Source organism: Dactylosporangium sp. NBC_01737, from assembly GCF_035963215.1.
GTDB lineage: Bacteria > Actinomycetota > Actinomycetes > Mycobacteriales > Micromonosporaceae > Dactylosporangium.
On the sequence record NZ_CP109153.1, the window covers coordinates 6,976,968 to 7,002,346 of the forward strand.

22 protein-coding genes are annotated in these 25,379 nt (G+C 71.8%); 15 read left to right on the plus strand and 7 right to left on the minus strand.

The features are described 5' to 3' along the window. The first annotated feature begins 3 nt into the window (after positions 1-3). Entirely contained in the window at positions 4-1,968 is a 1,965-nt protein-coding gene (locus tag OHA72_RS31500; RefSeq protein ID WP_326999657.1) for an Hsp70 family protein, read from the plus strand. 231 nt (positions 1,969-2,199) lie between these two features. On the opposite strand, the gene OHA72_RS31505 is transcribed toward OHA72_RS31500, so the two are convergent. After that, entirely contained in the window at positions 2,200-3,186 is a 987-nt protein-coding gene (locus tag OHA72_RS31505) for a LacI family DNA-binding transcriptional regulator (RefSeq protein WP_326999658.1), read from the minus strand. A gap of 714 nt (positions 3,187-3,900) precedes the next feature. Here OHA72_RS31505 and OHA72_RS31510 point away from each other — a divergent pair. From OHA72_RS31510 to OHA72_RS31550, 9 genes are all read left to right on the plus strand, one after another. After that, entirely contained in the window at positions 3,901-4,845 is a 945-nt protein-coding gene (locus OHA72_RS31510) for an ABC transporter substrate-binding protein (protein WP_327011708.1), read from the plus strand. A gap of 23 nt (positions 4,846-4,868) precedes the next feature. After that, positions 4,869-6,362, plus strand: a complete 1,494-nt coding sequence (locus OHA72_RS31515) for a sugar ABC transporter ATP-binding protein (RefSeq protein ID WP_327011709.1) — start codon at positions 4,869-4,871, stop codon at positions 6,360-6,362. After that, entirely contained in the window at positions 6,362-7,402 is a 1,041-nt protein-coding gene (locus OHA72_RS31520) for an ABC transporter permease (protein WP_326999659.1), read from the plus strand. The genes OHA72_RS31515 and OHA72_RS31520 overlap by 1 nt, the downstream gene beginning before the upstream one ends. Next, entirely contained in the window at positions 7,399-8,388 is a 990-nt protein-coding gene (gene yjfF / locus OHA72_RS31525) for a galactofuranose ABC transporter, permease protein YjfF (RefSeq protein ID WP_326999660.1), read from the plus strand. Before OHA72_RS31520 ends, yjfF begins: the two co-directional genes overlap by 4 nt. Next, positions 8,385-9,986, plus strand: a complete 1,602-nt coding sequence (locus OHA72_RS31530) for a ribulokinase (protein ID WP_326999661.1) — start codon at positions 8,385-8,387, stop codon at positions 9,984-9,986. The genes yjfF and OHA72_RS31530 overlap by 4 nt, the downstream gene beginning before the upstream one ends. Further along, positions 9,983-10,657, plus strand: a complete 675-nt coding sequence (locus OHA72_RS31535; RefSeq protein ID WP_326999662.1) for an L-ribulose-5-phosphate 4-epimerase — start codon at positions 9,983-9,985, stop codon at positions 10,655-10,657. The genes OHA72_RS31530 and OHA72_RS31535 overlap by 4 nt, the downstream gene beginning before the upstream one ends. Then, a complete protein-coding gene (araA, locus tag OHA72_RS31540) occupies positions 10,654-12,135 on the plus strand; it encodes an L-arabinose isomerase (protein WP_326999663.1) in 1,482 nt (493 codons plus the stop codon). The genes OHA72_RS31535 and araA overlap by 4 nt, the downstream gene beginning before the upstream one ends. Before the next feature lie 42 nt (positions 12,136-12,177). Further along, a complete protein-coding gene (locus OHA72_RS31545; RefSeq protein ID WP_326999664.1) occupies positions 12,178-12,567 on the plus strand; it encodes a VOC family protein in 390 nt (129 codons plus the stop codon). A 112-nt stretch (positions 12,568-12,679) separates the two neighbouring features. Beyond that, a complete protein-coding gene (locus OHA72_RS31550) occupies positions 12,680-13,507 on the plus strand; it encodes an alpha/beta hydrolase (RefSeq protein WP_326999665.1) in 828 nt (275 codons plus the stop codon). Here OHA72_RS31550 and OHA72_RS31555 read toward each other — a convergent pair. Then, positions 13,494-14,579, minus strand: a complete 1,086-nt coding sequence (locus OHA72_RS31555; protein ID WP_326999666.1) for a lysylphosphatidylglycerol synthase transmembrane domain-containing protein — start codon at positions 14,577-14,579, stop codon at positions 13,494-13,496. The two genes, OHA72_RS31550 and OHA72_RS31555, sit on opposite strands and share 14 nt — an antisense overlap. 308 nt (positions 14,580-14,887) lie before the next feature. Between OHA72_RS31555 and OHA72_RS31560 the strand changes: the two genes are divergently transcribed. Both OHA72_RS31560 and OHA72_RS31565 read left to right on the plus strand, forming a co-directional pair. After that, positions 14,888-15,109: a hypothetical protein gene (locus OHA72_RS31560; RefSeq protein ID WP_326999667.1), complete on the plus strand. Its 222-nt coding sequence runs from the start codon at positions 14,888-14,890 to the stop codon at positions 15,107-15,109. A 73-nt stretch (positions 15,110-15,182) separates the two neighbouring features. Beyond that, the gene (locus OHA72_RS31565) at positions 15,183-16,589 is read left to right on the plus strand and encodes a glucose-6-phosphate dehydrogenase (protein WP_326999668.1); all 1,407 of its coding nucleotides are present in this window, start codon (positions 15,183-15,185) and stop codon (positions 16,587-16,589) included. On the opposite strand, the gene OHA72_RS31570 is transcribed toward OHA72_RS31565, so the two are convergent. Further along, complete coding sequence (locus OHA72_RS31570; protein ID WP_326999669.1) at positions 16,573-16,770, minus strand: hypothetical protein; 198 nt, start codon at positions 16,768-16,770, stop codon at positions 16,573-16,575. The two genes, OHA72_RS31565 and OHA72_RS31570, sit on opposite strands and share 17 nt — an antisense overlap. A 67-nt stretch (positions 16,771-16,837) precedes the next feature. Further along, positions 16,838-17,230 (minus strand): hypothetical protein, encoded by a 393-nt coding sequence (locus OHA72_RS31575; protein WP_326999670.1) that lies wholly within the window; start codon positions 17,228-17,230, stop codon positions 16,838-16,840. A gap of 1,126 nt (positions 17,231-18,356) precedes the next feature. On the opposite strand from OHA72_RS31575, the gene OHA72_RS31580 reads away from it, so the two are divergent. After that, a complete protein-coding gene (locus OHA72_RS31580; protein WP_326999671.1) occupies positions 18,357-18,713 on the plus strand; it encodes a tetratricopeptide repeat protein in 357 nt (118 codons plus the stop codon). A gap of 41 nt (positions 18,714-18,754) precedes the next feature. Here OHA72_RS31580 and OHA72_RS31585 read toward each other — a convergent pair whose 3' ends face one another. Continuing rightward, positions 18,755-20,038, minus strand: a complete 1,284-nt coding sequence (locus OHA72_RS31585; RefSeq protein ID WP_326999672.1) for a hypothetical protein — start codon at positions 20,036-20,038, stop codon at positions 18,755-18,757. Between the two features lie 136 nt (positions 20,039-20,174). Next, on the minus strand, positions 20,175-20,651 hold the full coding sequence (locus OHA72_RS31590; protein WP_326999673.1) for an SHOCT domain-containing protein: 477 nt from the start codon (positions 20,649-20,651) through the stop codon (positions 20,175-20,177). 227 nt (positions 20,652-20,878) lie between these two features. On the opposite strand from OHA72_RS31590, the gene OHA72_RS31595 reads away from it, so the two are divergent. Both OHA72_RS31595 and OHA72_RS31600 read left to right on the plus strand, forming a co-directional pair. After that, positions 20,879-22,249 (plus strand): family 43 glycosylhydrolase, encoded by a 1,371-nt coding sequence (locus OHA72_RS31595; protein ID WP_326999674.1) that lies wholly within the window; start codon positions 20,879-20,881, stop codon positions 22,247-22,249. A 15-nt stretch (positions 22,250-22,264) separates the two neighbouring features. Next, positions 22,265-23,710: a glycoside hydrolase family 43 protein gene (locus tag OHA72_RS31600; protein WP_326999675.1), complete on the plus strand. Its 1,446-nt coding sequence runs from the start codon at positions 22,265-22,267 to the stop codon at positions 23,708-23,710. A gap of 9 nt (positions 23,711-23,719) precedes the next feature. Here the strand turns inward: OHA72_RS31600 and OHA72_RS31605 are convergent, their stop codons facing one another. Continuing rightward, entirely contained in the window at positions 23,720-25,369 is a 1,650-nt protein-coding gene (locus OHA72_RS31605) for a HAMP domain-containing sensor histidine kinase (RefSeq protein ID WP_326999676.1), read from the minus strand. Positions 25,370-25,379 lie beyond the last annotated feature (10 nt).

The following is a 25,379-nucleotide window of genomic DNA, read 5'->3' on the forward strand; positions in this document are numbered from 1 at the left end:
TCGATGCGCTCGGGCTTCGTCCTCGGCATCGACTTCGGCACCTCCAACACCGTCGCGGTGCTCGCCTGGCCCGGCGGCCCGGTCAAGCCGCTGCTGTTCGACGGGTCGCCGCTGCTGCGCTCGGCCGTGTACCTGGACCGCTCGGGGCGCCTGGTCGTCGGCCGGGACGCCGTGCACAGCGCCAGGCTCGACCCGGCGCGCTTCGAGCCCAACCCGAAACGCGGCATCGACCACGACGCCGTCCTGCTCGGCGAGGCCGAGGTGCCGGTGACGGACCTGGTCGCGGCGGTGCTGCGCCGGGTCGTCGAGGAGGCGCACCGCACCACCGGCGGGGTGGCGCCGGACCGCGTCGCGCTGACCCATCCGGCCTCGTGGGGACCGCGCCGCCGCCGGATCCTGCTCGACGCGGCGGGTGCGGCGGGGCTGGCGTCCGTGGACCTGGTCGCCGAGCCGATCGCCGCCGCGTGCGCGTTCCTCAACCAGGTCCGCGTGCCGGTGGCCGTCGGTCAGTCGCTCGTCGTGTACGACCTCGGCGCCGGCACCTTCGACGTCAGCGTGGTGCGGCGGGAGGCGGAGGGCTTCACCATCGTGGCCACGGACGGCCTCGGCGACGTCGGCGGCCTGGACGTGGACGCCGCGGTCGTCGGCTACTTCGGCGCGGTGTACGCCGACCGGGCCGAGGAGTGGCAGCGGCTGGAGCACCCCGTGACCGCCGCCGACCGCCGGGCCCGGCGGCAGCTCTGGGACGACGTGCAGACCGCGAAGGAGCTGTTGTCGCGCAGCGGCAGCACGGTCGTGTACCTCTCGGGCCTCGACACGGAGGCCACGCTCGGGCGGGAGCAGCTCGACCGGCTCGCCACCGTCCTGCTGCGCCGCACCGCCGACCTCACCAGGATCATCCTGCAACGGGCGGGCATCGACGCCACCGCCACCGCCGGGGTGTTCCTGGTCGGCGGCGCGAGCCGGATGCCGCTCGTCGCGACGCTGCTGCACCGCATCGTCGGCGTGCCACCGCTCGTGGTCGAGCAGCCGGAGCTGGTCGTCGCCGAGGGCAGCGTCCTGGCCGTCTCACAACCCCCGGCCGCACCGTCGGCGGCACCGCCGGCCGCACCGTCGGACGCTCCCCAGGCCGCACCGCCGGTCGCGAAGGCGGTGAAGGCGCAGGTCGCGAGGCCGGTGAAGCCGCCGGTCGCGGAGGCGGTGAAGGCGCCGGTTGCGAAGGCGGTGAGACCGGCGGCCGCGAAGGCGGTGAGACCGGCGGCCGCGAAGGCGGTCAGGCCGCCGGTCGCCAAGGCCGTCAGGCGCTCGGACGACGACGGGATCGAGGCGTTCGGCGCGTACGTCGTCAGCTCGCCCTGGGCGTGGCTGATCCAGCCGGACCGCGGCTTCGTCATGCCGGGCCGGCCGTGGCACGAGGCGCCGATCCATCCGTTGCGCATCACGCTGCCGTCGGGGCAGGGGTACACCATCCGCGCCTGCTTCCAGGACCCCGAAGAGGTCGGTTTCCTCGACCGGGACGGGCGGCCGCTGCTCTTCCGCTCCACCGAGGGGCTCGCCCGGCACCTGGACCGCGACGACCACCTGCTCGCCGGGATCGAGGGCTGGCCCCGCGTGAAGGACTGGTTCGCCAACCTCGTGCTGACCCCGGACGACGAGGACCAGGTCGACCTGGAGATCGTCCCGCTCATCCTGCAGCACCCGCCGGCGCAGTGGCTGCCAGACGTGCTCGTCAGGAGCCGGGACCTGGTCGCGGAGCTGGCCGCCGCGTTCGCCTTGCGCGAGGTGTCACGGCTGATCGCGCGGGGCTCGCGCCTCGACGAACTGGACGACGTGCTGCGCCGGTCGCAGCAGTCCGTGGCCGGCTGGTCCGCCCGGCGTCGCCTGCGTGCGGCCGACGCCGTGCCGGCGGTGCGGGACTGGCGTCGCGTGGTGGACGCCGTCGACCGGGCCGTCGTGTGGGAGGCCTGACCACGTCCTCGGCGCCCCGTCCCCGAGCGGAGCCGATCTGCACCCCGTGATCCGGGTCGGCCCAGGGCGCTCCGGCGGCCGGCGCGCGGGCTTCGAACGCGGCGCGGCTTCGATCACCGGCGCGCGGCTTCGAGCCCGGCGAGCCAGGCGACCGCGGCGAGCCAGGCGACCGTGGCGACCGTGGCGACCGTGGCGACCGCGGCGACCGTGGCGAGCGCGGCGCGCGACGGGTCAGGCGTGGCTGCGGGCGGCGCTGGCGCGCACGATGAGCGACGGGGCGAGGTGGACCGGTGCCGTGGGCGCGGGCGTGCCGGCGAGCCGGGCGACGAGCAGGTCGACGCTGCGCCGGCCGAGCTCGGCGAAGTCCTGGTGCACGGTGGTGAGCGGGGGCAGGAAGTAGCCGGACTCGGGCATGTCGTCGAAGCCGACGATGCTTGCGTCGTCGGGGACCGTGCGGCCCGCCTCGTGGAACGCGCGCAGAACGCCGAGGGCGATGTGGTCGTTGCCGCAGAAGACGGCCGTCACCGTGGGGTCGGCGGCGAGCACCTGGCCGCGCAGGTAGCCGGAGCGGGCCGACCAGTCGCCGGCGGCGACCGGGGGGACCGGGGCGCCGGCGGCGTGCAGGGTCTGCCGCCAGCCGTCGATGCGGTCGCGGCCCTCGGGCCAGTCGGCCGGGCCGGGCACATGATGGACTGTGCGGTGGCCGAGGTCCAGCAGGTGCCGGGTGGCCAGGCACGCGCCCCGGACGTTGTCGACGCGCAGCATCGGCACCGCGCCGTCGTCGGCGCCGCCCACCCCGACGGTGGGGGTGCCCGGCGGCGCCTGGGCGAGGGCGTCGGCGACGGAGTTCTTCGGGGCGATCGCGATGATGCCCTCCACGGCCTGCGCGCAGAGCTGCTCCACGGCGTCGAGCACGGCGTGGCGGTCCAGCGACCGCACGGTGGCGATGCTGACGTAGTAGCCCGCCTCCCGGGCGGCCTTCTCGATACCGTAGATCATCGAGGCGGGGCCGGCCAGGGTGGTCTCGAAACCGATCAGGCCGATCGTGCGGGACCGGCTCGTCACCAGCGTGCGCGCGGCCATGTTGCGCCGGTAGTTGAGGATCCGCACGGCGTCCAGGACGCGGCTGCGGGTGCTGTCGCTGACGTTCGGCAGGTCGTTGAGCACCCGCGACACGGTCTGGTGCGACACCCCCGCCAGGCGGGCCACGTCGCGCATGCCGACCTTCCGCGGGGGCGGCACCGCCACCGCGTCGGGCGCGATACCGCCGGCGTGCGCGACCGGTCCCCGCCGGCTGCGGTCCGGCCCCGTGGCCGGGTGCCTGCGCGCCGAGCCGGCCCGTGCCTCCGCGCGCCGAGCCGGCCGGGAGCCTCCGCGCGCCGAGCCGGCCCGGGAGCCTCCGCGCGCTGAGCCGATCCAGGAGCCTCGGCGCGCCGGTCCGGCGCCGGCGGGAGGCCGCCGATGTCCGGGGACGCCCGGCGGTTGTCCGTGGACATCGGACTCCGATCTGAAACATTACGATCGGCACGGACTGGATCACGGTCCGTAGAAGGCGCGTTGTCCTTCGCGGTAAAGACGCTACGTTCCGTAGGAAAGGAGACACGTTCAGTCGAGGTGGCGGCGGGTGAGGCGGCGCGAGCGGAGGCTCCGCGGTCCCGCCCGGAGCGCGCGGGGTGGGCCAACGAGCACCTCCGGTCACGAATCGACGTCACAGGCTTGACGTCGGGGATGAGAACGCTAACACTCTCGACATACAACCGCGACGGCCAATGTAACCGAGGCCGGAGCAAGGTACCCCCATCGCCACACACCCCGGCGGTGGGGCGGTCCGCCCTTGAATGTGAACGTTCACTCGAACTGGCACAAGACACCCCGTTAGGAGAAGGCGTAGTGCTGAAGAAGTGGTCCGCGGCCGTGCTCGGCGGCCTGTTGATGGTTGGCACGCTCAGCGCGTGCGGTGGCGAGAGCGACGCCGGCAGCGGCGACAAGAAGGACGACGGCAAGATCACGATGGGCTTCGCGCAGGTCGGCGCGGAGAGCGGCTGGCGCACCGCCAACACCAAGTCCATCCAGGAGGCCGCCACGGCCGCCGGGATCGACCTGAAGTTCTCCGACGCGCAGCAGAAGCAGGAGAACCAGATCAAGGCGATCCGCAGCTACATCGCGCAGAAGGTGGACATCATCGCCTTCTCGCCGGTCGTCGAGTCGGGCTGGGACACCGTGCTCAAGGAGGCCAAGGACGCCAAGATCCCGGTGATCCTGACCGACCGCGCGGTCGACTCGAAGGACACCTCGCTCTACAAGACCTTCATCGGCTCCGACTTCGTCCTCGAGGGCAAGAAGGCCGGCGAGTGGCTGGTCAAGGAGTACACCGGCAAGACCGACACGGTGAACATCGTCGAGCTGCAGGGCACCACCGGTTCGGCGCCCGCCAACGACCGCAAGTCCGGCTTCGCCGACGTCATCAAGGCCGACCCGAAGTTCAAGGTGATCGCGTCGCAGACCGGTGACTTCACCCGCGCCAAGGGCAAGGAGGTCATGGAGGCCTTCCTGAAGGCCAACCCGAAGATCGACGTGCTCTACGCGCACAACGACGACATGGGTCTCGGTGCGATCGAGGCGATCGTCGCGGCCGGCAAGAAGCCCGGCGTCGACATCAAGATCATCACGGTTGACGCGGTCAAGGACGGCATGACGGCCCTTGCCGACGGCAAGATCAACTACATCGTGGAGTGCTCGCCGTTGCTTGGCCCTCAGCTGATGGACCTGGCAAAGAAGGTCATCGCCGGTGAGACGATCCCGCAGCGCGTGCTGACCGAGGAGACGGCGTTCACCCCGGAGCAGGCCAAGGCGGCACTCCCGAACCGCAAATACTGAGAGGCGCGAACATGGGGACCGCAATGCTGAGCATGAGCGGCATCAGCAAGCAGTTCCCCGGCGTCAAGGCTCTTGAGGGTGTGGATTTCCGCCTGTACCAAGGGGAAATCCACGCCCTCATGGGCGAGAACGGCGCCGGGAAGTCGACGCTGATCAAGGTGCTGACCGGCGTCTACGACATCGACGAGGGCGAGATCGCACTGGACGGCCGTCCGGTGCGGTTCGCCGGACCGCAGCAGGCCACCGAGGCCGGGATCAGCACCGTGTACCAGGAGGTCAATCTCTGCGCGAACCTTTCCGTCGCGGAGAACATCTTCATCGGCCGTGAGCCGACGAAGTTCGGCCGGATCCAGTGGGGCGTCATGCGGCGCCGCGCCACCGAACTGCTCCAGCGCATGGAGCTGAACCTCGACGTCACCGCACAGCTGTCGACGTACTCGCTCGCGGTCCAGCAACTCGTCGCCATCGCCCGCGCCATCGACGTCGACGCGAAGATCCTCGTCCTGGACGAGCCGACCTCCAGCCTCGACGCCGGTGAGGTCGCTCAGCTGTTCCGGATCATGCGGCAGCTCAAGGCGCAGGGCATCGCGATCGTGTTCGTCTCGCACTTCCTCGACCAGATCTACGAGATCTGCGACCGGATGACGATCCTGCGCAACGGCCGGCTCGTCGGCGAGCATCTCGTCGCCGACATCAGCCAGCTCCAGCTGGTCAGCCTCATGATCGGCAAGGAGCTCGCACTGCTGGAGCGCCTCGAGGACGCCGGCAAGCGCTCGTTCACGGGCGTCCAGGCCGTCGCCGAGGCACACGGCCTCGGCCGCTCCGGCGCCGTCGAGCCGTTCAACCTCACCATCCACCAGGGCGAGGTCGTCGGCCTCGCCGGGCTGCTGGGCTCCGGCCGCACCGAGCTCGCCAGGCTGTTCTTCGGCGCCGACCGATCCGACAGCGGCCGCCTGGAGATCGACGGCAAGGCGGTCACGCTGCACGGGCCGCGCACCGCCATGGCCCACGACATCGCCTACTGCTCCGAGAACCGCAAGACCGAGGGCCTCGTCGAGGAGCTGTCGGTCCGGGAGAACATCATCCTCGCCCTGCAGGCCGCCCGCGGCTGGACCCGCCCGCTGCCACGGCGGCGGCAGGACGAGCTCGTCCAGAAGTACATCGACGCGCTCAATATCAACCCCAGGGACCCCGAGCTGCCGGTGCGCAACCTCAGCGGCGGCAACCAGCAGAAGGTCCTGCTCGCCAGGTGGCTCATCACCGAGCCGCGGCTGCTCATCCTCGACGAGCCGACCCGCGGCATCGACATCGGCGCCAAGGCCGAGATCCAGCGGCTGGTCGTCGAGCTCTCCGACGGGGGCATGGCGGTGCTGTTCATCTCCGCCGAACTGGAGGAGGTGCTGCGCCTGAGCCACCGCATCGGCGTCCTGCGCGACCGGCGCCTGGTCACCCAGCTGGAGAACACCGACGCGGTCGACCTGGACCGCCTCACCGAGACGATTGCGAGCGGCACCTGATGGCGGCGATCACCAAGCACAGGCTGTTCTGGCCGGCGGCGATCCTCGTGGTGCTGCTCGTCACCAACGTGTTCTTCTCCGGCGGCTTCTTCAAGGTCGAGTTCCGGGACGGGCACCTCTACGGCAGCATCATCGACATCCTGCGCGCCAGCGCTCCGCTCGGACTCGTCGCGCTCGGCATGACCCTGGTCATCGCCACGGGGGGCATCGACCTGTCCGTCGGAGCGGTCGTCGCGATCGCCGGCGCCCTGGCCTGCCTGCGCATCAGCGGCCTGGACGACCAGAACAGCGTCACCGGCGTGCTCCTGGCCGTCGGGCTCGCGCTGCTGCTGTCGCTGGCACTGGGCGTCTGGAACGGGTTCCTCGTCGCCACCGTCGGCATCCAGCCGATCATCGCCACGCTGATCCTCATGGTCGCCGGCCGGGGCCTCGCCCAGCTCATCACCGACGGGCAGATCATCACGATCAACAGCAGCCCGTACAAGATGATCGGCGCGGGATACTGGCTCGGCCTGCCGCTGTGCGTGATCATCGCGGTCGGTGTCGCCGTGATCGCGGCGCTCATCGTGCGCCGCTCGGCGCTGGGCCTGCTGCTGGAGTCCGTCGGCGGCAACGCCGAGGCGTCCCGGCTCGCCGGCATCAAGTCGCGCTGGCTGATCCTCATCGTCTACGTGTTCGCCGGGCTCTGCGCCGGCGTCGCCGGGCTGATGATCAGCTCCAACGTGTCCAGCGCCGACGGCAACAACGCCGGCCTGCTCATCGAGCTCGACGCGATCCTCGCCGTGGTCATCGGCGGCACGTCGCTGTCCGGCGGCCGGTTCTCGATCGCCGGCACCATCCTCGGCGCGGTCATCATCAAGACCCTCGACATCACGATCTACACCGTCGGCATCCCGCCCGAGGTGACGCTGCTGTTCAAGGCGGTCGTCGTGGTCGTCCTGTGCCTGGCCCAGGCGCCGAAGTTCCGCGAGAAGTTCCAGCGCCGCCGACCGTCCGCGCCCGCCCCGCAGGCGCCGCAGAAGGTGGAGGTGACGGCATGACGACGGACTTCGCGGTGCTGAGCAAGCGGGTGTTCCGCAGGCCGCAGCAGCGGCACATCCCGGTCCTGGCGACCCTGGCACTGCTGTGCGTCATGTACGGCGCAGGCGTCGTGCGGTACACCGGGTTCAACGACACCCAGATCATCCTCAACGTCTTCATCGACAACGGCTTCCTGCTCGTCGTCGGCGTCGGCATGACGTTCGTGATCCTGACCGGCGGCATCGACCTGTCGGTCGGCGCGGTCGTCGCGCTCACCACAATGATCTTCGCGTCGCTGGTCCAGGCGGGCTGGTCGCCCCTGGCGGTGCTGCCGCTGGTGCTGATCGTCGGCGGGCTGATCGGCCTGGCAATGGGCTGCATCATCCACTTCTTCGACATCCAGCCGTTCATCGCCACCCTCGCCGGCATGTTCCTGGCCCGCGGGCTGTGCTACGTCATCAGTACCGAGGCGATCCGGATCGACAACGCGCTCTGGACGTCCCTGGCGGACTACAAGATCCGCTTCGGCGGCTTCCACATCTCGTGGAGCGTCGTCATCTCGCTCGTCGTGGTGCTGGCAGGGGCGTACGTCCTGGCCTATACCAAGCTCGGCCGCAACATCTACGCCATCGGCGGCAACCAGCAGTCGGCACTCCTCATGGGCCTGCCCGTCGGGCGCACGAAGATCGCCGTCTACACCATCAGCGGCGTGTGCTCCGCGCTCGGCGGCGTGCTGCTGACCTTCTACACCTCCTCCGGCTACGGGCTGCACGCCCTCGGCATGGAGCTCGACGCGATCGCGGCCGTCGTCATCGGCGGGACCGTCCTCACCGGCGGCTCGGGCTTCCTGTTCGGCACCGTGCTCGGAGTGCTCGTGCTCGGCCTCATCCAGACCATCATCACGTTCGAGGGCACCCTCAGCTCGTGGTGGACGAAGATCGTCATCGGTGCGTTGCTGTTCGCGTTCATCGTGCTGCAGCGGGCCGTGGCGCGGAGAACAACATGACGCGATATGTAGTCGGGGTCGACTTCGGCACCCTGTCCGGCCGGGCCGTCGTGGTCCGGGTGGCAGACGGGGCCGAGGTGGGCACCGCCGTCCACGAGTACCGGCACGGCGCGGTCGAGCGGACCCTGCCGGCCACCGGCGAGGCGCTGCCGCCGCACTGGGCGCTGCAGATGCCGTCCGACTGGGTCGACGTGCTGCGGCACGCGGTGCCCAAGGCGCTGGAAGGTCTCGACGCGACGCAGGTGGTCGGCATCGCCACGGACTTCACGGCGTGCACGTTCCTGCCGGTGCTCGCCGACGGCACCCCCCTCGGTGACCTCCTGCCGGACCGGCCGCACGCCTATCCGAAGCTGTGGAAGCACCACGCCGCGCAGCGCCAGGCGGACCGGATCAACCGGCTCGCCGAGGAGCGCGGCGAGGCGTGGCTGGCCCGCTACGGCGGGAAGCTGTCGGCGGAGTGGCAGCTCGCGAAGGCGCTGCAGGTCCTCGAGGAGGACCCGGAGGTGTACGCCCGCGCGGACCGGTTCATCGAGGCCGCCGACTGGATCGTGTGGCAGCTGACCGGGGTGGAGACCCGCAACGCGTGCACCGCCGGATACAAGGGCGCCTACCAGGACGGCGGCTACCCGTCGCGGGACTACTTCGAGGCGCTGCACCCCGGCTTCGGCACGTTCGTGGACAAGGTCGACGGCCCGTTGTCGCCGCTCGGCGGGCTCGCGGGCCGGCTCACCGCCGAGGCCGCCGACTGGACCGGGCTGCCGGAGGGGATCGCGGTCGCCGTCGGCAACGTCGACGCGCACGTCACCGCCCCCGCCGCGCAGGCCGTCGACGCGGGCCAGCTCGTCGCCATCATGGGCACCTCCACGTGCCACGTGATGAACGGCGCGACCCTCGCCGACGTGCCCGGCATGTGCGGCGTCGTCGCCGACGGGATCGTGCCGGGCCTGTACGGCTACGAGGCCGGCCAGTCCGGCGTCGGCGACATCTTCGGCTGGTTCGCCACCTTCGCGTCCGCGGAGCACGACCAGCTCACCGCCGCGGCCGCCGCGCAGCGCCCCGGCCAGCACGGCCTCGTCGCGCTGGACTGGCACAACGGCAACCGTTCGGTGCTGGTCGATCACCACCTGTCCGGCGTGATCGTCGGGCAGACCCTGGCGACCCGGCCGGAGGACCAGTACCGGGCGCTCATCGAGGCGACCGCCTACGGCACCCGCACCATCGTGGAGACCCTCGAGCAGGCCGGCGTGCCGGTGACCGAGTTCATCGCCGCGGGCGGGCTGCTCAAGAACACGTTCCTGATGCAGGTCTACAGCGACGTGCTGCGCCGCCCCATCAGCGTCATCGACTCCGAGCAGGGCCCGGCGCTGGGCTCGGCGATCCACGCCGCGGTCGCCGCCGGCGAATACAGCGACGTGCGGGCCGCCGCGGCGGCGATGGGCAAGGTGAAGCGGGCCGTCTACACGCCCGACGAGGCCGCCGCCGACGTCTACGACCGACTCTACGCCGAGTATCAGCAGCTGCATGAGTACTTCGGGCGCCCTCAAGGCAACCAGGTCCTGCACCGCCTCCGTGAGCTGCGCGAGGAGGTGGCCCGGTGATCGACCAGCTGCGGCAGGAGGTCTGCGACCTGCACGCGGAGCTGATCCGCTGGGGCCTGGTCACCTGGACGTCGGGCAACGTGTCGGCCCGCGTCCCCGGCGAGGACCTGCTGATCATCAAGCCGTCCGGGGTCGGTTACCACGAGCTGACCCCGCAGAAGATGGTGATCTGCGACCTGGACGGCAAGCTCGTCGAGGGCGAGCACGCGCCGTCCAGCGACACGGAGGCGCACGCGTACGTCTACCGGCACATGCCGCACGTCGGCGGCGTCGTGCACACGCACAGCCCGTACGCGACGGCGTGGGCGGCGCGGGGCGAGCCCATCCCGTGCTCGATCACCGCGATGGCCGACGAGTTCGGCGGCGACATCCCGATCGGGCCGTTCGCGCTCATCGGCTCCGACGCGATCGGCCGCGGCATCGTCGAGACGCTGACGGGCCACCCGTCGCCGGCGGTGCTGATGCTGCAGCACGGGCCGTTCACCATCGGCGCCACCGCGAAGGCCGCCGTCAAGGCGGCGGTGATGTGCGAGGACGTCGCCAGGACCATGCACTTCGCCCGGCAGCTCGGGACCGTCGACCGGCTGCCGGACCAGGCCGTCGCGTCGCTGCACGACCGCTACCAGAACGTCTACGGCCAGCCCCAGGGCGGGCAGAGGAGCACATCATGACGCACGAGGTCTGGTTCCTGACCGGCAGCCAGGGGCTGTACGGCCCCGAGACCCTCGACCAGGTCGCGGCCCAGTCGAGGCAGATCGCGGCCACGCTGGACGAGTCGCCGGACATCGCGGTGCGCGTGGTGTGGAAGCCGGTGCTCACCAGCGCCGGCGACATCCTGCGGGTGTGCCTGGAGGCCAACGCCGACCCGCAGGTCGTCGGCGTGGTCGCGTGGATGCACACGTTCTCGCCCGCCAAGATGTGGATCTCCGGGCTGGACGCGCTGCGCACGCCGCTGCTGCACCTGCACACGCAGTCGAACGTGGCGCTGCCGTGGGCGGACATCGACATGGACTTCATGAACCTGAACCAGGCCGCGCACGGCGACCGCGAGTTCGGCTACATCCAGTCCCGGCTCGGGGTGGCCCGCAAGACCGTCGCCGGGCACGTCACCGACCCCCGCGTCACCGCCCGCATCGGCGCGTGGGCGCGCGCCGCGGCCGGCTACACCGAGATGCGGTCGCTGCGGCTGGCCCGCTTCGGCGACAACATGCGCGACGTCGCCGTCACCGAGGGCGACAAGGTCGAGGCGCAGCTGCGCTTCGGCGTCTCCGTCAACACCTACGGCGTCAATGACCTCGTCGAGGCCGTCGACGCGACGCTGGACGCCGACGTGGACAACCTGGTCAAGGAGTACCACGACACCTACCGGGTCTCCGACGCCCTGAAGAGCGACCGGGCGGACTCGCTGCGCTACGCCGCGCGCATCGAGCTCGGGCTGCGCACGTTCCTGACCGCGGGCGGGTTCAAGGCGTTCACCACGAACTTCGAGGACCTCGGCGGGCTGCGGCAGCTGCCGGGCCTGGCGGTGCAGCGGCTCATGGCCGACGGCTACGGCTTCGGCGGCGAGGGCGACTGGAAGACCTCCGTCCTCGTGCGCACCCTGAAGGCCATGGCCCCCGGCGGCGGCACGTCGTTCATGGAGGACTACACCTACGACCTGACCCCGGGCAGCGAGGTCATCCTCGGCGCGCACATGCTGGAGGTGTGCCCCAGCATCGCGCTGGACACCCCGTCGTGCGAGATCCACCCCCTCGGCATCGGCGGCCGCGAGGACCCGGTCCGGCTCGTCTTCGACGCCACCCCCGGCCCCGCCGTCGTGCTCGGCCTCGCCGACCTCGGCGAGCGGTTCCGGCTCGTGGCCAACGAGATCGACGTGGTCGCCCCGACCGCGCCGCTGCCCAAGCTCCCCGTCGCCCGCGCGGTGTGGAAGCCCCGGCCCGACCTGTCCACGTCGGCCGAGTCGTGGCTCACCGCGGGCGGCCCGCACCACACGGTGTTGTCGTTCGCCGTGGGTACCGAGGAGCTGCAGGACCTCGCGGAGATGACGGGCACCGAACTGCTGGTGATCGACGCCGACACCACGGTGCGGCAGTTCACCAAGGAGGTTCGCTGGAACCAGGCGTACCATCGGCTGGCCCGCGGCTTCTAAATCGGCGTGCGTTCCGTATGCGGAACTGGTGAGGTGGTGTGCATGACCGTACGAATCAGGCACATCACCGTCGACTGCGCGAAGTGCTACGACCTGTCCCTGTTCTGGGCCGCCGTCACGGGTTTCCGCGAGAACCCTGACGACCCGAACCTGCCCGAGCACACCGAGGCGGCGCTGAACGCCCCGGACGGCTCGGCCGGGTTGCTGTTCGTCCAGGTCCCGGAGGGCAAGGCCGGTAAGAACCGGATCCACCTCGACCTGCAGCCCACCGACGCCGGTCGGGACGAGGAGGTCCAGCGCATCCTCGCGCTGGGCGCCACCCTCGTCAACGACTTCCGCAAGGAGGACGGCACCGGCTGGGTCACCCTGGCCGACCCCGAGGGCAACGAGTTCTGCGTGGAGCGCAGCGCCGCCGAGCGCGCCGCGTCCTGACCTGTCCCTGCGCCGTTTCTTGCGGGCGGCGCAGGGGCAGCCTGGTTTTCCCGCTCGCGGGCCGCCGCCACCCGTGCTTGCTTCACGCTCGTTCAGGGCGGACGATGCAGCCATGCAGCGCGAGGAGCACAGCCTCACCGGTGGCGGCGGGGTCCGCATCGTCTACGACGCCTGGACGCCGCCGAGTGTCGAGGGGGTCGTCGTGCTCTCCCACGGCATGGGGGAGCACGCCCGGCGCTACGACCACGTCGTGGCCCGCCTCGGCGAGCTCGGCCTGGCCGTCTACGCGCCCGACCACCGCGGCCACGGCCGCTCCGGCGGCAAGCGGATGTATGTGCGCAGCATCGACGAGTACACCGCCGACCTGCACCTGCTCTTCGGCGAGGTCGCGGCCCGCCACCCCGGCCAGGTCCCGTTCCTGCTCGGCCACAGCATGGGCGCCATGATCGCGCTCGCCTACGCCCTCGATCACCAGGCGTCGCTGCGGGCCCTCGCCCTGTCCGGCACCCCGGTCGTGCCCGGCTCCGGCATCGGCAAGCCGGCGATCGCGGTCGCGAAGGTCCTCGGCCGGATCCTGCCCGCCACCCCCGTGCAGGCCCTGGACTCGAAGTTCATCTCCAAGGACCCCGCGGTCGTCGCCGCCTACGACGCCGACCCTCTCGTCTACCACGGCAAGATCCCCGCCGGCGTCGGCGGCGCCATGCTCACCACGATGACGGTGTTCCAGCGGCGCCTGCCCTCGCTGACGCTGCCGACGCTGGTGCTGCACGGCGCGGAGGACCGGCTCGTCGACCCGGCGAGCAGCCGCCTCATCGCCGACACCGCCGGGTCGAAGGACCTCACCGTGCACATCTATGACGGGCTGCACCACGAGGTCTTCAACGAGCCGGAGCAGGACCGCGTCCTCGACGACCTGGTCGGCTGGCTCAAGATCCACTGAGTTCGGTGTCCCGGCCCGCGGACGGGGACGGGGCCGGAGCGCGGCGGGGGCGGCGCAGGACGACCGCGGCGGCCCCGCCGAGCGGGATCAGCAGCCAGCAGGACAGCATCCGGTAGAGCAGCACCGCCGCGGCGGCGGTGATCGCCGTCGCGCCCGAGGCGGTCAGGCCGGCGACCAGGGCCGTCTCGATCACGCCGATGCCACCGGGCGACAGCGGCACCTGCCGCACGATCTGGACGCCCAGGTAGATGCCGGCGAGGGTGGGCAGGTCCACCGGCAGCCCCAGCGCGTGGGTGCACGCCGCCAGGCAGCACAGGTCCGTCAGCCAGTTCACGGCCGCGTATCCGACGACCGCCCACCAGTCCCGCCCGCGCAGCCCGGCGCCGGCCCGCCACGCGTCCCTTGCCGAGGCGAGCAGGCGCTGCATGTACCGGCGGATCCGACCGTGCCGTGCAGGAGGGCGCTCACGGGCGTGATCGCCGTCGAACAGCCGGCGGCCGAGGACGACCGCGGCGGCGGTCAGCGCGACACCGGCCGCGACAATCGCCAGCGGGCGCCAGGTCAGCGACGTCGTGGTGCCGTACGCGAGCAGCGCCGCCCCGCCGCCGACGTAGATGAGGGCCAGGCCGCCGATCGACGCCAGGCCGGACACGATCGCGGTGACCGCGCCGAGCTCCTTGGGTGCGCCGGCCCGCTCGTACTCCCGGATCGCATACCCGGTGGAGACCGCGGCGCCGGCCGGCACCGAGATCGAGATGGCGGTCCGGGCCAGCGTGATCGCCAGCACGCGGCGCCGGCGGATCCGGGCGCCGAGGGCCGCGAACAGGTACTGCTGCTGCCCGGCGAACGCGGCGATCGACCCGGCCTGCAGCAGCACGGCGAGGCCGACCCAGCCGTAGCCGGCGCCGGCCAGGGCGGCGAACAGCTCGTGCGGGTCCGGCAGCCGCCCGCGCAGCCCGATCGCCGCCAGCACGATCACCGCGACAACCACCAGCAGCAGCCGCAGCCACCGGCTGCGCCACGTGCCGGGCGTCACATCGTCCCGCGGCGGCGACTCGGACGGCCACGACATCGTCTGATCTTCCCAAACACCGCGAGGTACGCCGCCCGCGCCCCCTTTGTCGCACCTCGGCGCCGATCATCGGGCGGCGATGGCCGATCAGGTGCCGGGCCGTAGGCTCGCCGGTGCCGCGGCGCGGCGATACCGCCCGACACGGCCTCGACCCGCGCCGGCGGCGTGGCCGAGCGGCGCTGCAAGGAATCGTTTTAGCTGCTGTCAGGCCGCCTGAACGCGGACTAGGCTCGGCCTATGCAAGTGATGCAACTCGATGCCGGAGCGCCTCGTCGGAGTCGGGTCGGTGCCTCGTCGGCGGTGAGGGCATGACGACGTCGGACGCCGCGGTCCTGGTGCTCGACGAGCGCGACTACCGGTACGGCACCGGCCCCCTGCGGCTGCGGGTCGAGGCGGTGAACCGCGCCGGTGCGATCGCGCTGGACGGCGAGTCCTGGCTGCCGGTGCGCGGTGTGCAGCTGCGCCGCGACGGGACCGAGGTCGGCCCCGTGCAGGTGCTCGTCCGGGCCGCCCAGCTGCCGTCGCGCTGACACCGTCGCGCCGCCGCGGCGGCCGCCGGGCGGGACCCGCATACGGGCCCCGCGCTCGGGGCATATGGCAGGCATGAGCCTCGCACCGGCCACACCCGGCCCGCCGGCATCCGGCGGCGCCCCGACGCTGTGCATCCTCGGGGCCGGCGGTGACCTGACCACCAGGCTGCTGCTGCCCGGCCTGGCCGGGCTGCTTGCCCACGGCGGTGGAGCCGGCCTCACGCTGGTCGGCTGCGGCACCGACGACTGGACCGACGCCCAGTGGCGCGAGCACGTCACCGCCGCGTTCGCCGGCACCGCCGACCGCGCGGCGCAGGTGATCGGCGCCTCGCGCTACCACCGGGCCGACGTCACCGACGCCGGCGACCTGACCCGCCTGCTGGGCGACTGCGACGGCACGCCGGTGCTGTACTTCGCCCTGCCGCCCGCGGTGACCGTGCGGGCCTGCCAGGCGCTGACCGGCATCGACGTGCCGGAGGGCACCCGGCTGGTGCTGGAGAAGCCGTTCGGCACCGACGCCGCCTCCGCCGCGGACCTCAACGCGCTGCTGACCAGGATCGTCCCCGAGCGGCAGATCTTCCGGGTGGACCACTTCCTCGGCATGTCGACGGTACTGAACATCCTCGGGCTGCGGTTCGCCAACCGGATCGTCGAACCGCTGCTCAGCAACGTCCACGTCCGGCAGGTCGAGGTCGTCTTCGACGAGGACCTGGGGCTTTCGGGCCGGGCCGGCTACTACGACCGCGCGGGCGCCCTGGTCGACATGGTGCAGAGCCACCTGCTGCAGGTGCTCGCGCTGCTCACGATGGAGCCGCCGGCCGCGCTGGACGCCGATGACCTGCGCGACCAGAAGGCGCTGGTGCTGCGCGCGACCGGCGTCTGGCAGGACGACCCGGTGCGGTTCAGCCGGCGGGCCCGGTACACCGCCGGCACCGTCGGATCACGGCGCCTCCCGGACTACCTCAGCGAGCCCGGCATCCCCGCCGACAGCACCACCGAGACCCTCGCCGAGGTCGCGCTCACGGTCGACACCTGGCGGTGGGCCGGGGTGCCGTTCCTGCTGCGCTCCGGTAAGGCGCTGGGCCGGCCGCGCAAGGAGGTCGTGGTCACGTTCGCGCCGCCGCCGAAGGTGCCGGCCGGCTTCACCGGCCACGACCGGCCCGACCGGCTCCGCATCGGCCTGAACCCCGACCGGCTGCAACTGGACCTCAACCTCAACGGCCCGGGCGACCCGAGCCGCCTGGACCCGGTCACACTGCGGGCCGATTTCGGCGCCGGCGACCTGCTGCCCTACGGCGAGGTGCTCGACGGCGTGCTCACCGGCGACCCGACACTGTCGGTGCGCGGCGACACGGCCGTGCAGTGCTGGCGCATCGTCCAGCCGGTCCTGGACGCGTGGCGGGCCGGCCGCGTACCGCTGCACACCTATGCCGCGGGCAGCGACGGCCCGGACGCATCCTTGTTCAGGCCCGCCAGGTGAAGGCGGTGCGATCGCCGGCGGCGGCACTCGTGCCGTCGCGCGTCGTCACGGCGACCGTGACGCGGGTGACGGTGAGGTGCTCGCCGGTGCCCGTGACCGTCGCCGCGGGCAGGCCGGGGTTGGTCGGCTGGCCGCTGCCGAGGTAGTCGCCGTCACAGGTGAAGTACGGCGCGATCGCCACCGCGTCGGTCCCCCTTGCAGGCGTCCTGCCAGGACAGCACCGCTTCGCCGCCGGCTGGGTTCGCCACCTACGTGGCGAGCACCCGCACCAGCCTGCGGTCCATGAACCGCAGCGTCCGCATGCCCTGCAGTCGATGCAGGAACCGCGAGTGGAACTCCCGCGCCGCGCCGGTCTGCTCGAACCCGGGCAGCCACACGTGGATGTCCCGCACGTAATCGGCCGGATCGGTGCTCATGACGTGCACGACGTGGTTGCCGGCCTTGCCCCTCTCGAACTCGGTCCGGTTCGCGATCCGGTTGCCGGTCTTCCCGTCGCCCGACTTCGCCACCGGGCCGCGGACCTTCCAGGTGACGACCAGCTCGCCCGCGCGGTAGCGGCCGCCGTCGCCGGTCAGGATCGCCGCCTCCGCGCAGGCACTCGCGTCATGGGATCTCGTCGGGGCACACAGGGACAGGTCCACCCAGATTCCGCGGCGGCGGTTAACCCCTACCTATCGCGGTCCGGTTGCGTACGTTGCTGTTCACAGCGCGTGATGGCGCTGGACACGGCGGTGTGCGGGTTCGAAAATGGTGGGGTAGCGCCTACCGGGGGGAGGCGGCACATGCCACGGCCCTACTTTTCTTTGGACGCACCGTCTTCCGGGTCTTCGGCGGCTCCTGCGCCGATCGACTGGGATGCCCGGTTCACGGCGGCGCAGGCCTCGTGGTCACGGCGCAGGTCGGAGCGCTTGCGGGTCCGGGCGGAGTTCGCCGAGGCGCGGTCGCACGGTCTGGCGGCCCGTCACGCGACGAAGCTGACTCGCCTCCGCAACGCTCGACTGCTCGCGGAGTTGGACGCGTCGGCTTCGGTATCGGCCCGCCCTGCGCACGGCAACCCGGCGGTCGCGCCTCCGTCGACTGCTCGTCCTGCACCTCGCCCCGCGTCCGCACCGCAGCGCTTGCTGGCGGCTCGCCCTGTGTCCGCGCCGCAATCTCGGCCTGAACGCCGACCTGCGTCCGCGCCGCAGTCCACGCTCGCACCCCGACCGATGTCCGCACCCGGGCCGCGGCCTTCGCCCGCACGCCGACCTGCGTCCGCGCCGCAGCGCTCGCTGGCGGCTCGCCCGGCGTCCGTGCCGCAGTCCCCGCCTGCATGCCGACCCGTGTCCGCGGCGCAGTCCCCGCCTGCATGCCGACCCGTGTCCGCGGCGCAGTCCCCGCCTGCATGCCGACCCGTGTCCGCGGCGCAGTCCCCGCCTGCATGCCGACCCGTGTCCGCGGCGCAGTCCCCGCCTGCATGCCGAACTGCGTCGGTGCCGCAGTCCTCGCTCGCACCCCGACCCGTGTCCGCACCCGGGCCGCGGCCGTTGCCCGCACGCCGACCCGCTCCCGGGCCACGGCCTTCGGAGTCCGGTTCTGTTCGCCCCAGGCGGAGGGCTGTGGCTGGCGGCCGTGGGGTGCGCGGCGGGCGAGCGGCATCCGTGGGAGTGCGACGCGGGTGCCGTGCACGGGGCGTTTCCTGCGTGGTTCGGGTCGCGTCTGGGCGGGCGCCGCCGTCCGTGCGGGGCCGGTGGAATGCGGGGGCGGTGTGTGCGGTTGCATCGGTTCATGAACGACGTCATGGCTGAGTACCGCAGGGGAGTCCTCTACTTCGACGCCGGAGACCCGATCGAGGCCGCGAAGATTCTTGCTGCCGTCCTGGACGAGGAGCCCGGTAACGCGGAGGTGCGGCTGTGGCTGGCGCGTGCCTATTTCGCGTCGGCGCAGTTGCACCGGGCCGAGACGCACCTGCGGGCCCTCGTGGACCGTGACCCGACCGACCACTACGCCCACCACATGCTGGGTCGCACCCTGGAGCGGCAGAACAAGCCTCGCGAGGCGTTGCCGTTCCTGCGGCTGGCGGCGGCGATGTCCACCGTCCCTGACTACGCCGACGCGGTCCGCCGGGTCGAGGGCGCCTGCTGATCGTCCGGCCTCGCGGAACGGCGCAGCGCGGCAGCGGGGACTCAGGGTCGCAGGTCTGGGCGGCGTGGTGGCGGGAGGAGGGCCGCGGTGAGGGCGAGGAACGCGGCGAGGGCGACGCCGGTCAGGACGCCGTCGCTGACCTCGTCCCAGTCGAGCGGGTTGATCCACCAGCCGGCGTCGTCCCGGGCGGTGACGTCCGTGGCGTCCGGCGGCGGAGACGGGTGTGCGGGCGGAGACGGGTGGACCAGGCGTGGTGGCAGCAGGCCGGGGTCGGGTCGGTGGACGTACTCGGTGAGCGTCGCGACGTGCAGGACCTGTGACGGCGGCGGTTCGGGGCTGAACCGGGGCTCGCCGCCGCGGGCCCAGGCGACCGGCACGGTGAGCGCGACGAGGGCCAGCGCCGCGAGTGCCGTGCCGCGGCGTGACGTGCGTAGGCTCCGGCAGACGGCCACGGTGCCGGCGGCCGCGGCGAGCAGGGGTGGCACGACGGCCAGGAGCAGGCCGGCGCCGTCGCGGGAGGCGGCGAGCGGGATCTGACCGAAGTGGTCCCGCGTCCAGAGCGGCCGGGTCGCGACCGCCACGGCGAGCACGGTCGCACCGACGGTGCCGGCCGCCACCAGCCGTGACCGCCACCAGTCCGGGCTCCGGCGCGACCGCCACCGATCCGGCTCCTGGCCCGGCGGCGACGGGTCCGGGTCCCGGCGTGGATGGTCCGAGCGCTGGTGGTCCGAGCGCTGGTGGTCCGAGCGCTGGTGGTCCGAGCGCTGGTGGTCCGAGCGCTGGTGGAACGGGAGCGACCGGGACGGGGGCGGGGTGGTCGGGTGCGGTGTCAGGAGGCCGAGGTCGAGCACGACCGGGGCGCCGGTGGCCGGGTCGGGTGCCGGTGGGGGTTCCAGCAGGTCGAGGACCGTGGTGCGGCGGTCGGCGTACCAGGTCCGGAGCCGGCCCCGCAGGTGTTCCTCGGTGCCGTGCTCGGGGAGCAGGGCGGCGGCGGAGAGGCCGAGGACCGCGAGCGTGAGCAGTGCCGCCTCGAGGCGTGCCTGGGTCGTGCCGGCGGGGGCTTCGGTGAGGAAGAAGGGCCAGCCGACGCCGCCGCCGCGGTACTCGACCTCGGCGACCAGGCCGGCCACGGCCGTCAGCCCGGACGGCAGGGCGACGGTGCGCAGGGTGCCGGTCGACGCTCGTACCGTGGCGGCGGTGACCACGAGCAGTGACGCCGCCGTGAGGGTTGCCGACCATGGCACTGGATGGTGGGTGAGCAGGCCCAGCACGTGCACCGAGGCGAACGCGAGGACCGGCCATCGCGACGCGTCGTGGACCAGCACGCCGGCGATCATGTCACCGGGTGGCAGGCCCTGCTGTCGGCCATCCGGGCGGACCAGCAGATATCGCCAGAAGTGCCCTGTGAGTTACTGCGAGTAGTTCTGACAATGCGTGACTAAATGGAACTCTAGCGGCCGGTCACAGGCCCTTGAGGATCTCCGCCTTGAGGGCCGCGAACTCGACGTCGGAGATCGCGCCGGAGGCGTGCAGCCCGGCCAGGCGCTGCAACGCCTCGACCCGGTCCGGCGGCTGGGCCGCAAACGACGCGGCGGCGCCGGTCTCGCGCAGCCGGTTGGTCTCCCAGTTGAGCTGGTTGGTGCGGCTGTTCATCGCCTCGAGGTCGAAGCGCGGGTCGCCTTCCAGGTCGAAGATGACCTTCAGGGTGGAGGGCTCGTACTTCACCTGGACCACGTCCGCCTCGACCGGCTTGCGCTCGGCGATGTAGAACGCCTGCCGGACCTGCGCCTGGAACGGGGCTCGATCCTGCGGCCGGACCTCCAGCACGAAGTCGTACCGGGGCTTCTCGTTGGAGCTGAACGTCGAGTGTTCCTTCGCGGACAACACCAGCGCCTGTGCGGTGAGGCCGTGCTTGCGGATCCGGCGGTTGTCGAACATGGCTGCACTGTATTGATCATTTGGCGCCGGTGGGTGTCGGTGTTGCGACCGGCGCAACCGCTGTGAGCGATCACAGCGGTCGTGGGGCCGGCCGGCCATCGACGGAGTTCTTGACATCACTGTCATGGGCGTCAACACTTCGTCATACTCCGGAAACATTCAACGCCGCCAAATCAGGGGAGTCGTGTGAGCGCTAACATCGAGCAGGACAAATGCGGATAGCCGCGATGACGGTACTGTCCGTCACAGCTGCGGGCGTCGTCGTGGCGCTCACCGGCGCGCCGGCCGCCGCGGCCACCGTGCCGACCGGCGCCGTGTCGCTGGAGTCCGTCAACTACCCCGGCCGGTTCGTCCGGCACCTCGACTCCCTCGGCCGCCTCGACCCGGTCACCGCCGCCAGCACCGCCCAGGTGAAGGCGGACGCCACCCTCACCGTCGTCAACGGCCTCGCCTCGCCCGGCTGCTACTCGTTCCAGACCAGGAGCGGGCTGTTCCTGCGGCACCGCGACTGGCGGCTGCGGATCGACGCCAACACCGGTGACCCGACCTTCCGCGCGGACGCCACCTTCTGCGCGGCCGACGGCGACCGGGCCGGCACCGTGTCCCTGGTCTCCTACAACTACCCGTCCCGGCGGATCCGGCACCGGGACTTCGCACTGTGGCTGGACCAGGTCGGGGCGGTGGCCGACAGCTCCTTCCGGATCACCACGGCCTGGGCGCCGAAGACGGCCCGCAACCCGGTGATCCCCGGCCTGTTCGCGGACCCGCAGATCGCCAGCTTCGGCGGGCGCTACTACCTGTACCCGACCACCGACGGGTACGCGGGCTGGAGCGGCACCTACTACAAGGCGTTCTCCTCCACGGACCTGGTCACCTGGACCGACCACGGCGTGATCCTGGACCTCGCGCCGGACGTGTCGTGGGCGGACAACTCCGCCTGGGCGCCGTCCATCGCGACCGCCGGCGGCCGGTACTACCTGTACTTCAGCGGCGGACTCGCCACCGGCAACACCGCCAAGCAGCTCGGTGTCGCGGTGTCCGCCTCACCGACCGGGCCGTTCCGCGACGCACTGGGCCGCCCCCTGGTGACCAGCGGGCAGTTCCCGGGCGGGCAGGTCATCGACCCGGCGGTGTTCACCGACGACGACGGCCGGTCCTACCTGTACTGGGGGCAGGGCGTCGCCCGCACGGTCCCGCTGAACAGCGACATGATCTCGTTCGACCCGGCGCAGGTCCGCACGATCACCCCGTCCGGCTACAACGAGGCGCCGTTCGTGTTCAAGCGCAACGGCACCTACTACTTCATGTGGTCGGAGAACGACACGCGCAGCGAGGACTACCGCGTCGCGTACGCCACCGGGCCGTCGCCGCAGGGACCGTGGACCAACCGCGGGGTCGTGCTGAGCAAGCGCCTGGATCAGGGGATCCGGGGGACCGGGCACCACTCGGTCGTGCGGGCGCCCGGCACCGACGTCTGGTACATCGCCTACCACCGCTTCGCCGTGCCCGCCGGCAACGGCACCAACCGCGAGACCGCCATCGACCGGATGCAGTTCAACGCCGACGGCACCATCCAACCCGTCGTGCCTACCCTCTGAAATCAGGAGACATCTATGCCGAGAAGGATGGGCACGTTCCTCGCGCTCGCCCTGCTGATCTTCGCGTCCTGGTCGGTGACCGCACCGGAGAAGGCCAACGCGCTGGACCCGTTCACCGGATACCTGATGGTGCACTTCACCGGTGAGACCGCCAACGGTGAGCAGATCTACCTCGCCCACAGCAAGGACGGCCTGCACTGGAACGACCTCAACGGCAGCGGCCCGGTGCTGCTGTCCACTGTGGGCACCCGCGGCGTGCGCGACCCCGCCATCGTCCGCTCGCCCGCCGGTGACCGGTACTGGATCATCGCGACCGACCTGCGCATCGCGTCCGGCACTTCGTGGGGCGACGCGTCCAGCCGCGGCAGCACCTCGCTGGTCGTGTGGGAGTCCCGCGACCTGGTGACGTGGTCCGCGCCGTGGCTGATCAACGTCGCGGGCGGCATCACCGGCGCCGGTGACGCGTGGGCGCCCGAGGCGATCTGGAACCCGGCGACCAACGACTACGTCGTGTACTGGGCGACGAACTCGGCCCGCAACGGCGTGACCAAGCACCGGATCTTCTACGTGCGCACCAGCGACTTCCGCACGTTCACCGCGCCGCAGCTGTACCTGGAGCGCGGCACCGGCCAGGGCGTCATCGACACGCAGATCGTCGAGGTGCCCGGCAGTGTCGGCGGTTACCGGTACTACCGCGCCTCCGCCGACGGCCAGATCACGGTCGAGGGCAGCAACACGATCCTCGGTACCTGGACCACGATCGGCAACCTGTCGCACATGGGCATCTCCAACGGCGCCACCGGTGGCAACGTCGTCGAGGGCCCGATGTGGGCGCAGTTCAACGGCCGCAACGAGTGGAACCTCTGGCTCGACCAGTACGCCACCGGCCGCGGCTACATGCCGATCAGCTCGACGAACCTGGGCAGCACCGCCAACTTCCGCACCCGCACCGACTACAGCCTCGGCACCGACCGCAAGCGGCACGGCTCGATCCTCAACCTGACCGCCGCCGAGGAGACCCGGGTCCTGACGAAGTGGGGCACGACCTCCGCCGTCAACCGCATCCAGTCGTACAACTACCAGGACCGGTACGTGCGGCACAGCAACTTCGACGTCCGCATCGACGCTTCGGTGAGCCCCGCGCAGGACGCGCAGTTCCGGATCGTGCCGGGTCTGGCGAACACGTCCGGGTACGTGTCGTTCGAGTCGGTGAACTACCCCGGGTACTTCCTGCGGCACTCCTCGTACGACTTCGTCCTCGCCGCCAACGACGGCACCTCGACGTTCGCCGCCGACGCCACGTTCCGGCAGGTCGCCGGTCTGGCCGACGCATCGTGGTCGTCGTTCCAGTCGTACAACCACACCGACCGCTACATCCGGCACTACGGCTACCTGTTGAAGCTGGACCCGATCAGCACGGCACAGGCGCGCGCCGACGCCACGTTCCGCGTCACGACCTGACGTCAAAGCTCAGTGGGGGAGGGTGAAGCGGAACGTGGAACCCTCTCCCACGACGCTCTGCACGGCCAGGTCGCCGTCGTGGTCGCGGACGATCTGCCGGGCGATGGTCAGGCCGAGCCCGCTGCCGCCGGTCGCGCGGTCGCGGGCCGGGTCGGCGCGCCAGAAGCGCTGGAACACGAACGGCAGGTCGGCCGGGGCGATGCCGCAGCCGGTGTCGCGGACCTCGACCGCGACGCGGTCCCCGTCGGGAAACGCGCGCAGGGTCACCTCCCCGCCGCGGTCGGTGTACCGGATGGCGTTGCCGATGAGGTTGCCGAGCACCTGCCGGAGCCGGTCGTGGTCGGCGTGCACGGGCAGCGGCCCGGCGGTCGCCGCGGTCAGCCGGACGCCGGCGGCCTCGGCGACGGCCAGGTGCGCGACCCGGGCGGTGTCGACGAGGTCGGCGACGTCGAAGTCGCTGCGGCGGTACGTGAGATGCCCCGCCTCCGCCAGGGTCAGGTCCTGCAGGTCGTCGAGGATGCGCCGCTGCAGGACGGCCTCGTCGTGCAGCGAGGCGAACAGCTCCCGTCTCGGCGCGACCAGGCCGTCCTGCAGCGCCTCCAGGTAGCCGAGCAGGTTCGACAGCGGCGTGCGCAGCTCGTGGGCGACGCTGGCGACCAGGCGGCGCTGGGCCTGCTCGGCGGCCTGCACCGCCGCCGCCATCCGGTTGAACGACTCCGACAGCTGCCCGAGCTCGTCCCGCCCGACGGACGTCACCCGCGCGTCGAGGTCCCCGTCGGCGAGGCGCCGGGACGCGGCGGTGAGGTCGCGCACCGGCCGGCTCACGTGCCGGGCGATGATCGCCGTACCGAGGATGACCAGGAACAGGACGCCGCCGCCGGCGATCAGCCCCGGCCGGCCGATGAGGGTCACCGCGTCGTCCTCGCGGGCGCCGAGGAACAGCTGCAGCGGCTCGGGTGCGAAGGAGGCGACCCGTTCGCCGAACGCCTTTGTCAGGCACGACGCGGTGTCCTTCTCGCCGCGGCAGGTGACGACGTAGGACATGTCGCCCTCCGCGTCCACGGCGACGGCTTCCCGGACCTGCTCGCCGCAGCCGAGGTCGTCGGTCTTGCCGTTGCCGACCGGGATGCCGTACCGGTTGGTGGTCAGCGTCGGCGGCGTGGCGAACAGGTCGGTGAGGCACCGGGCGAAGAGCACGGTCTGCCGGTACTCGACGATGTTCTGCAGGGTCACCGCCTCCAGCCGGTTGCCGACCTTCGCCTCGACCCCCGGCGACGCCTGCGCGGCCAGTTCGGCCGGCGGGAAGACCAGCGTCGGGCGCGGGTCGATCAGCGCCGGTGAGGTGATCACGGGGCGGGCCGCCCGGTTGGCCAGGTGGTCGGTGTCGACGGTCACCTGGCCGTAGAGGTTGGTCAGGCGGATCCGCTGCTGGTTGGTGCTCGACAGCCGCTGCACCACCTTGTCGATGCCGGCCCAGGTGCCGTGCCGCAAGGCGTAGGTGCGGAAGGTGTCCACGGTGCTGAGCTCGTTGCGGGTCGCGGTCTGCTGCGACTCGGCGAACTGCCCGGCGGTGAGCCGGACGCTGAGCCAGGCGGTCAGGCCGATCGCGGTGACCGCGATCAGCAGCACCAGGGCGAACACGCGGATGCGAAAGCTCATGCCGTCACGC

Bases quoted from the DNA above. Each gene is read 5' to 3' on its own strand.
- OHA72_RS31530 (WP_326999661.1), top strand. From the start codon at position 8,385: ATGACGCGATATGTAGTCGGGGTCGACTTCGGCACCCTGTCCGGCCGG.
- OHA72_RS31600 (WP_326999675.1), top strand. From the start codon at position 22,265: ATGCCGAGAAGGATGGGCACGTTCCTCGCGCTCGCCCTGCTGATCTTC.
- OHA72_RS31505 (WP_326999658.1), bottom strand. From the start codon at position 3,186: ATGCGCGACGTGGCCCGCCTGGCGGGGGTGTCGCACCAGACCGTGTCG.
- yjfF (WP_326999660.1), top strand. From the start codon at position 7,399: ATGACGACGGACTTCGCGGTGCTGAGCAAGCGGGTGTTCCGCAGGCCG.
- araA (WP_326999663.1), top strand. From the start codon at position 10,654: ATGACGCACGAGGTCTGGTTCCTGACCGGCAGCCAGGGGCTGTACGGC.
- OHA72_RS31605 (WP_326999676.1), bottom strand. From the start codon at position 25,369: ATGAGCTTTCGCATCCGCGTGTTCGCCCTGGTGCTGCTGATCGCGGTC.
- OHA72_RS31560 (WP_326999667.1), top strand. From the start codon at position 14,888: ATGACGACGTCGGACGCCGCGGTCCTGGTGCTCGACGAGCGCGACTAC.
- OHA72_RS31590 (WP_326999673.1), bottom strand. From the start codon at position 20,651: ATGTTCGACAACCGCCGGATCCGCAAGCACGGCCTCACCGCACAGGCG.
- OHA72_RS31555 (WP_326999666.1), bottom strand. From the start codon at position 14,579: ATGTCGTGGCCGTCCGAGTCGCCGCCGCGGGACGATGTGACGCCCGGC.
- OHA72_RS31580 (WP_326999671.1), top strand. From the start codon at position 18,357: ATGAACGACGTCATGGCTGAGTACCGCAGGGGAGTCCTCTACTTCGAC.
- OHA72_RS31595 (WP_326999674.1), top strand. From the start codon at position 20,879: ATGACGGTACTGTCCGTCACAGCTGCGGGCGTCGTCGTGGCGCTCACC.
- OHA72_RS31500 (WP_326999657.1), top strand. From the start codon at position 4: ATGCGCTCGGGCTTCGTCCTCGGCATCGACTTCGGCACCTCCAACACC.
- OHA72_RS31545 (WP_326999664.1), top strand. From the start codon at position 12,178: ATGACCGTACGAATCAGGCACATCACCGTCGACTGCGCGAAGTGCTAC.
- OHA72_RS31565 (WP_326999668.1), top strand. From the start codon at position 15,183: ATGAGCCTCGCACCGGCCACACCCGGCCCGCCGGCATCCGGCGGCGCC.
- OHA72_RS31520 (WP_326999659.1), top strand. From the start codon at position 6,362: ATGGCGGCGATCACCAAGCACAGGCTGTTCTGGCCGGCGGCGATCCTC.
- OHA72_RS31510 (WP_327011708.1), top strand. From the start codon at position 3,901: ATGGTTGGCACGCTCAGCGCGTGCGGTGGCGAGAGCGACGCCGGCAGC.
- OHA72_RS31515 (WP_327011709.1), top strand. From the start codon at position 4,869: ATGCTGAGCATGAGCGGCATCAGCAAGCAGTTCCCCGGCGTCAAGGCT.
- OHA72_RS31550 (WP_326999665.1), top strand. From the start codon at position 12,680: ATGCAGCGCGAGGAGCACAGCCTCACCGGTGGCGGCGGGGTCCGCATC.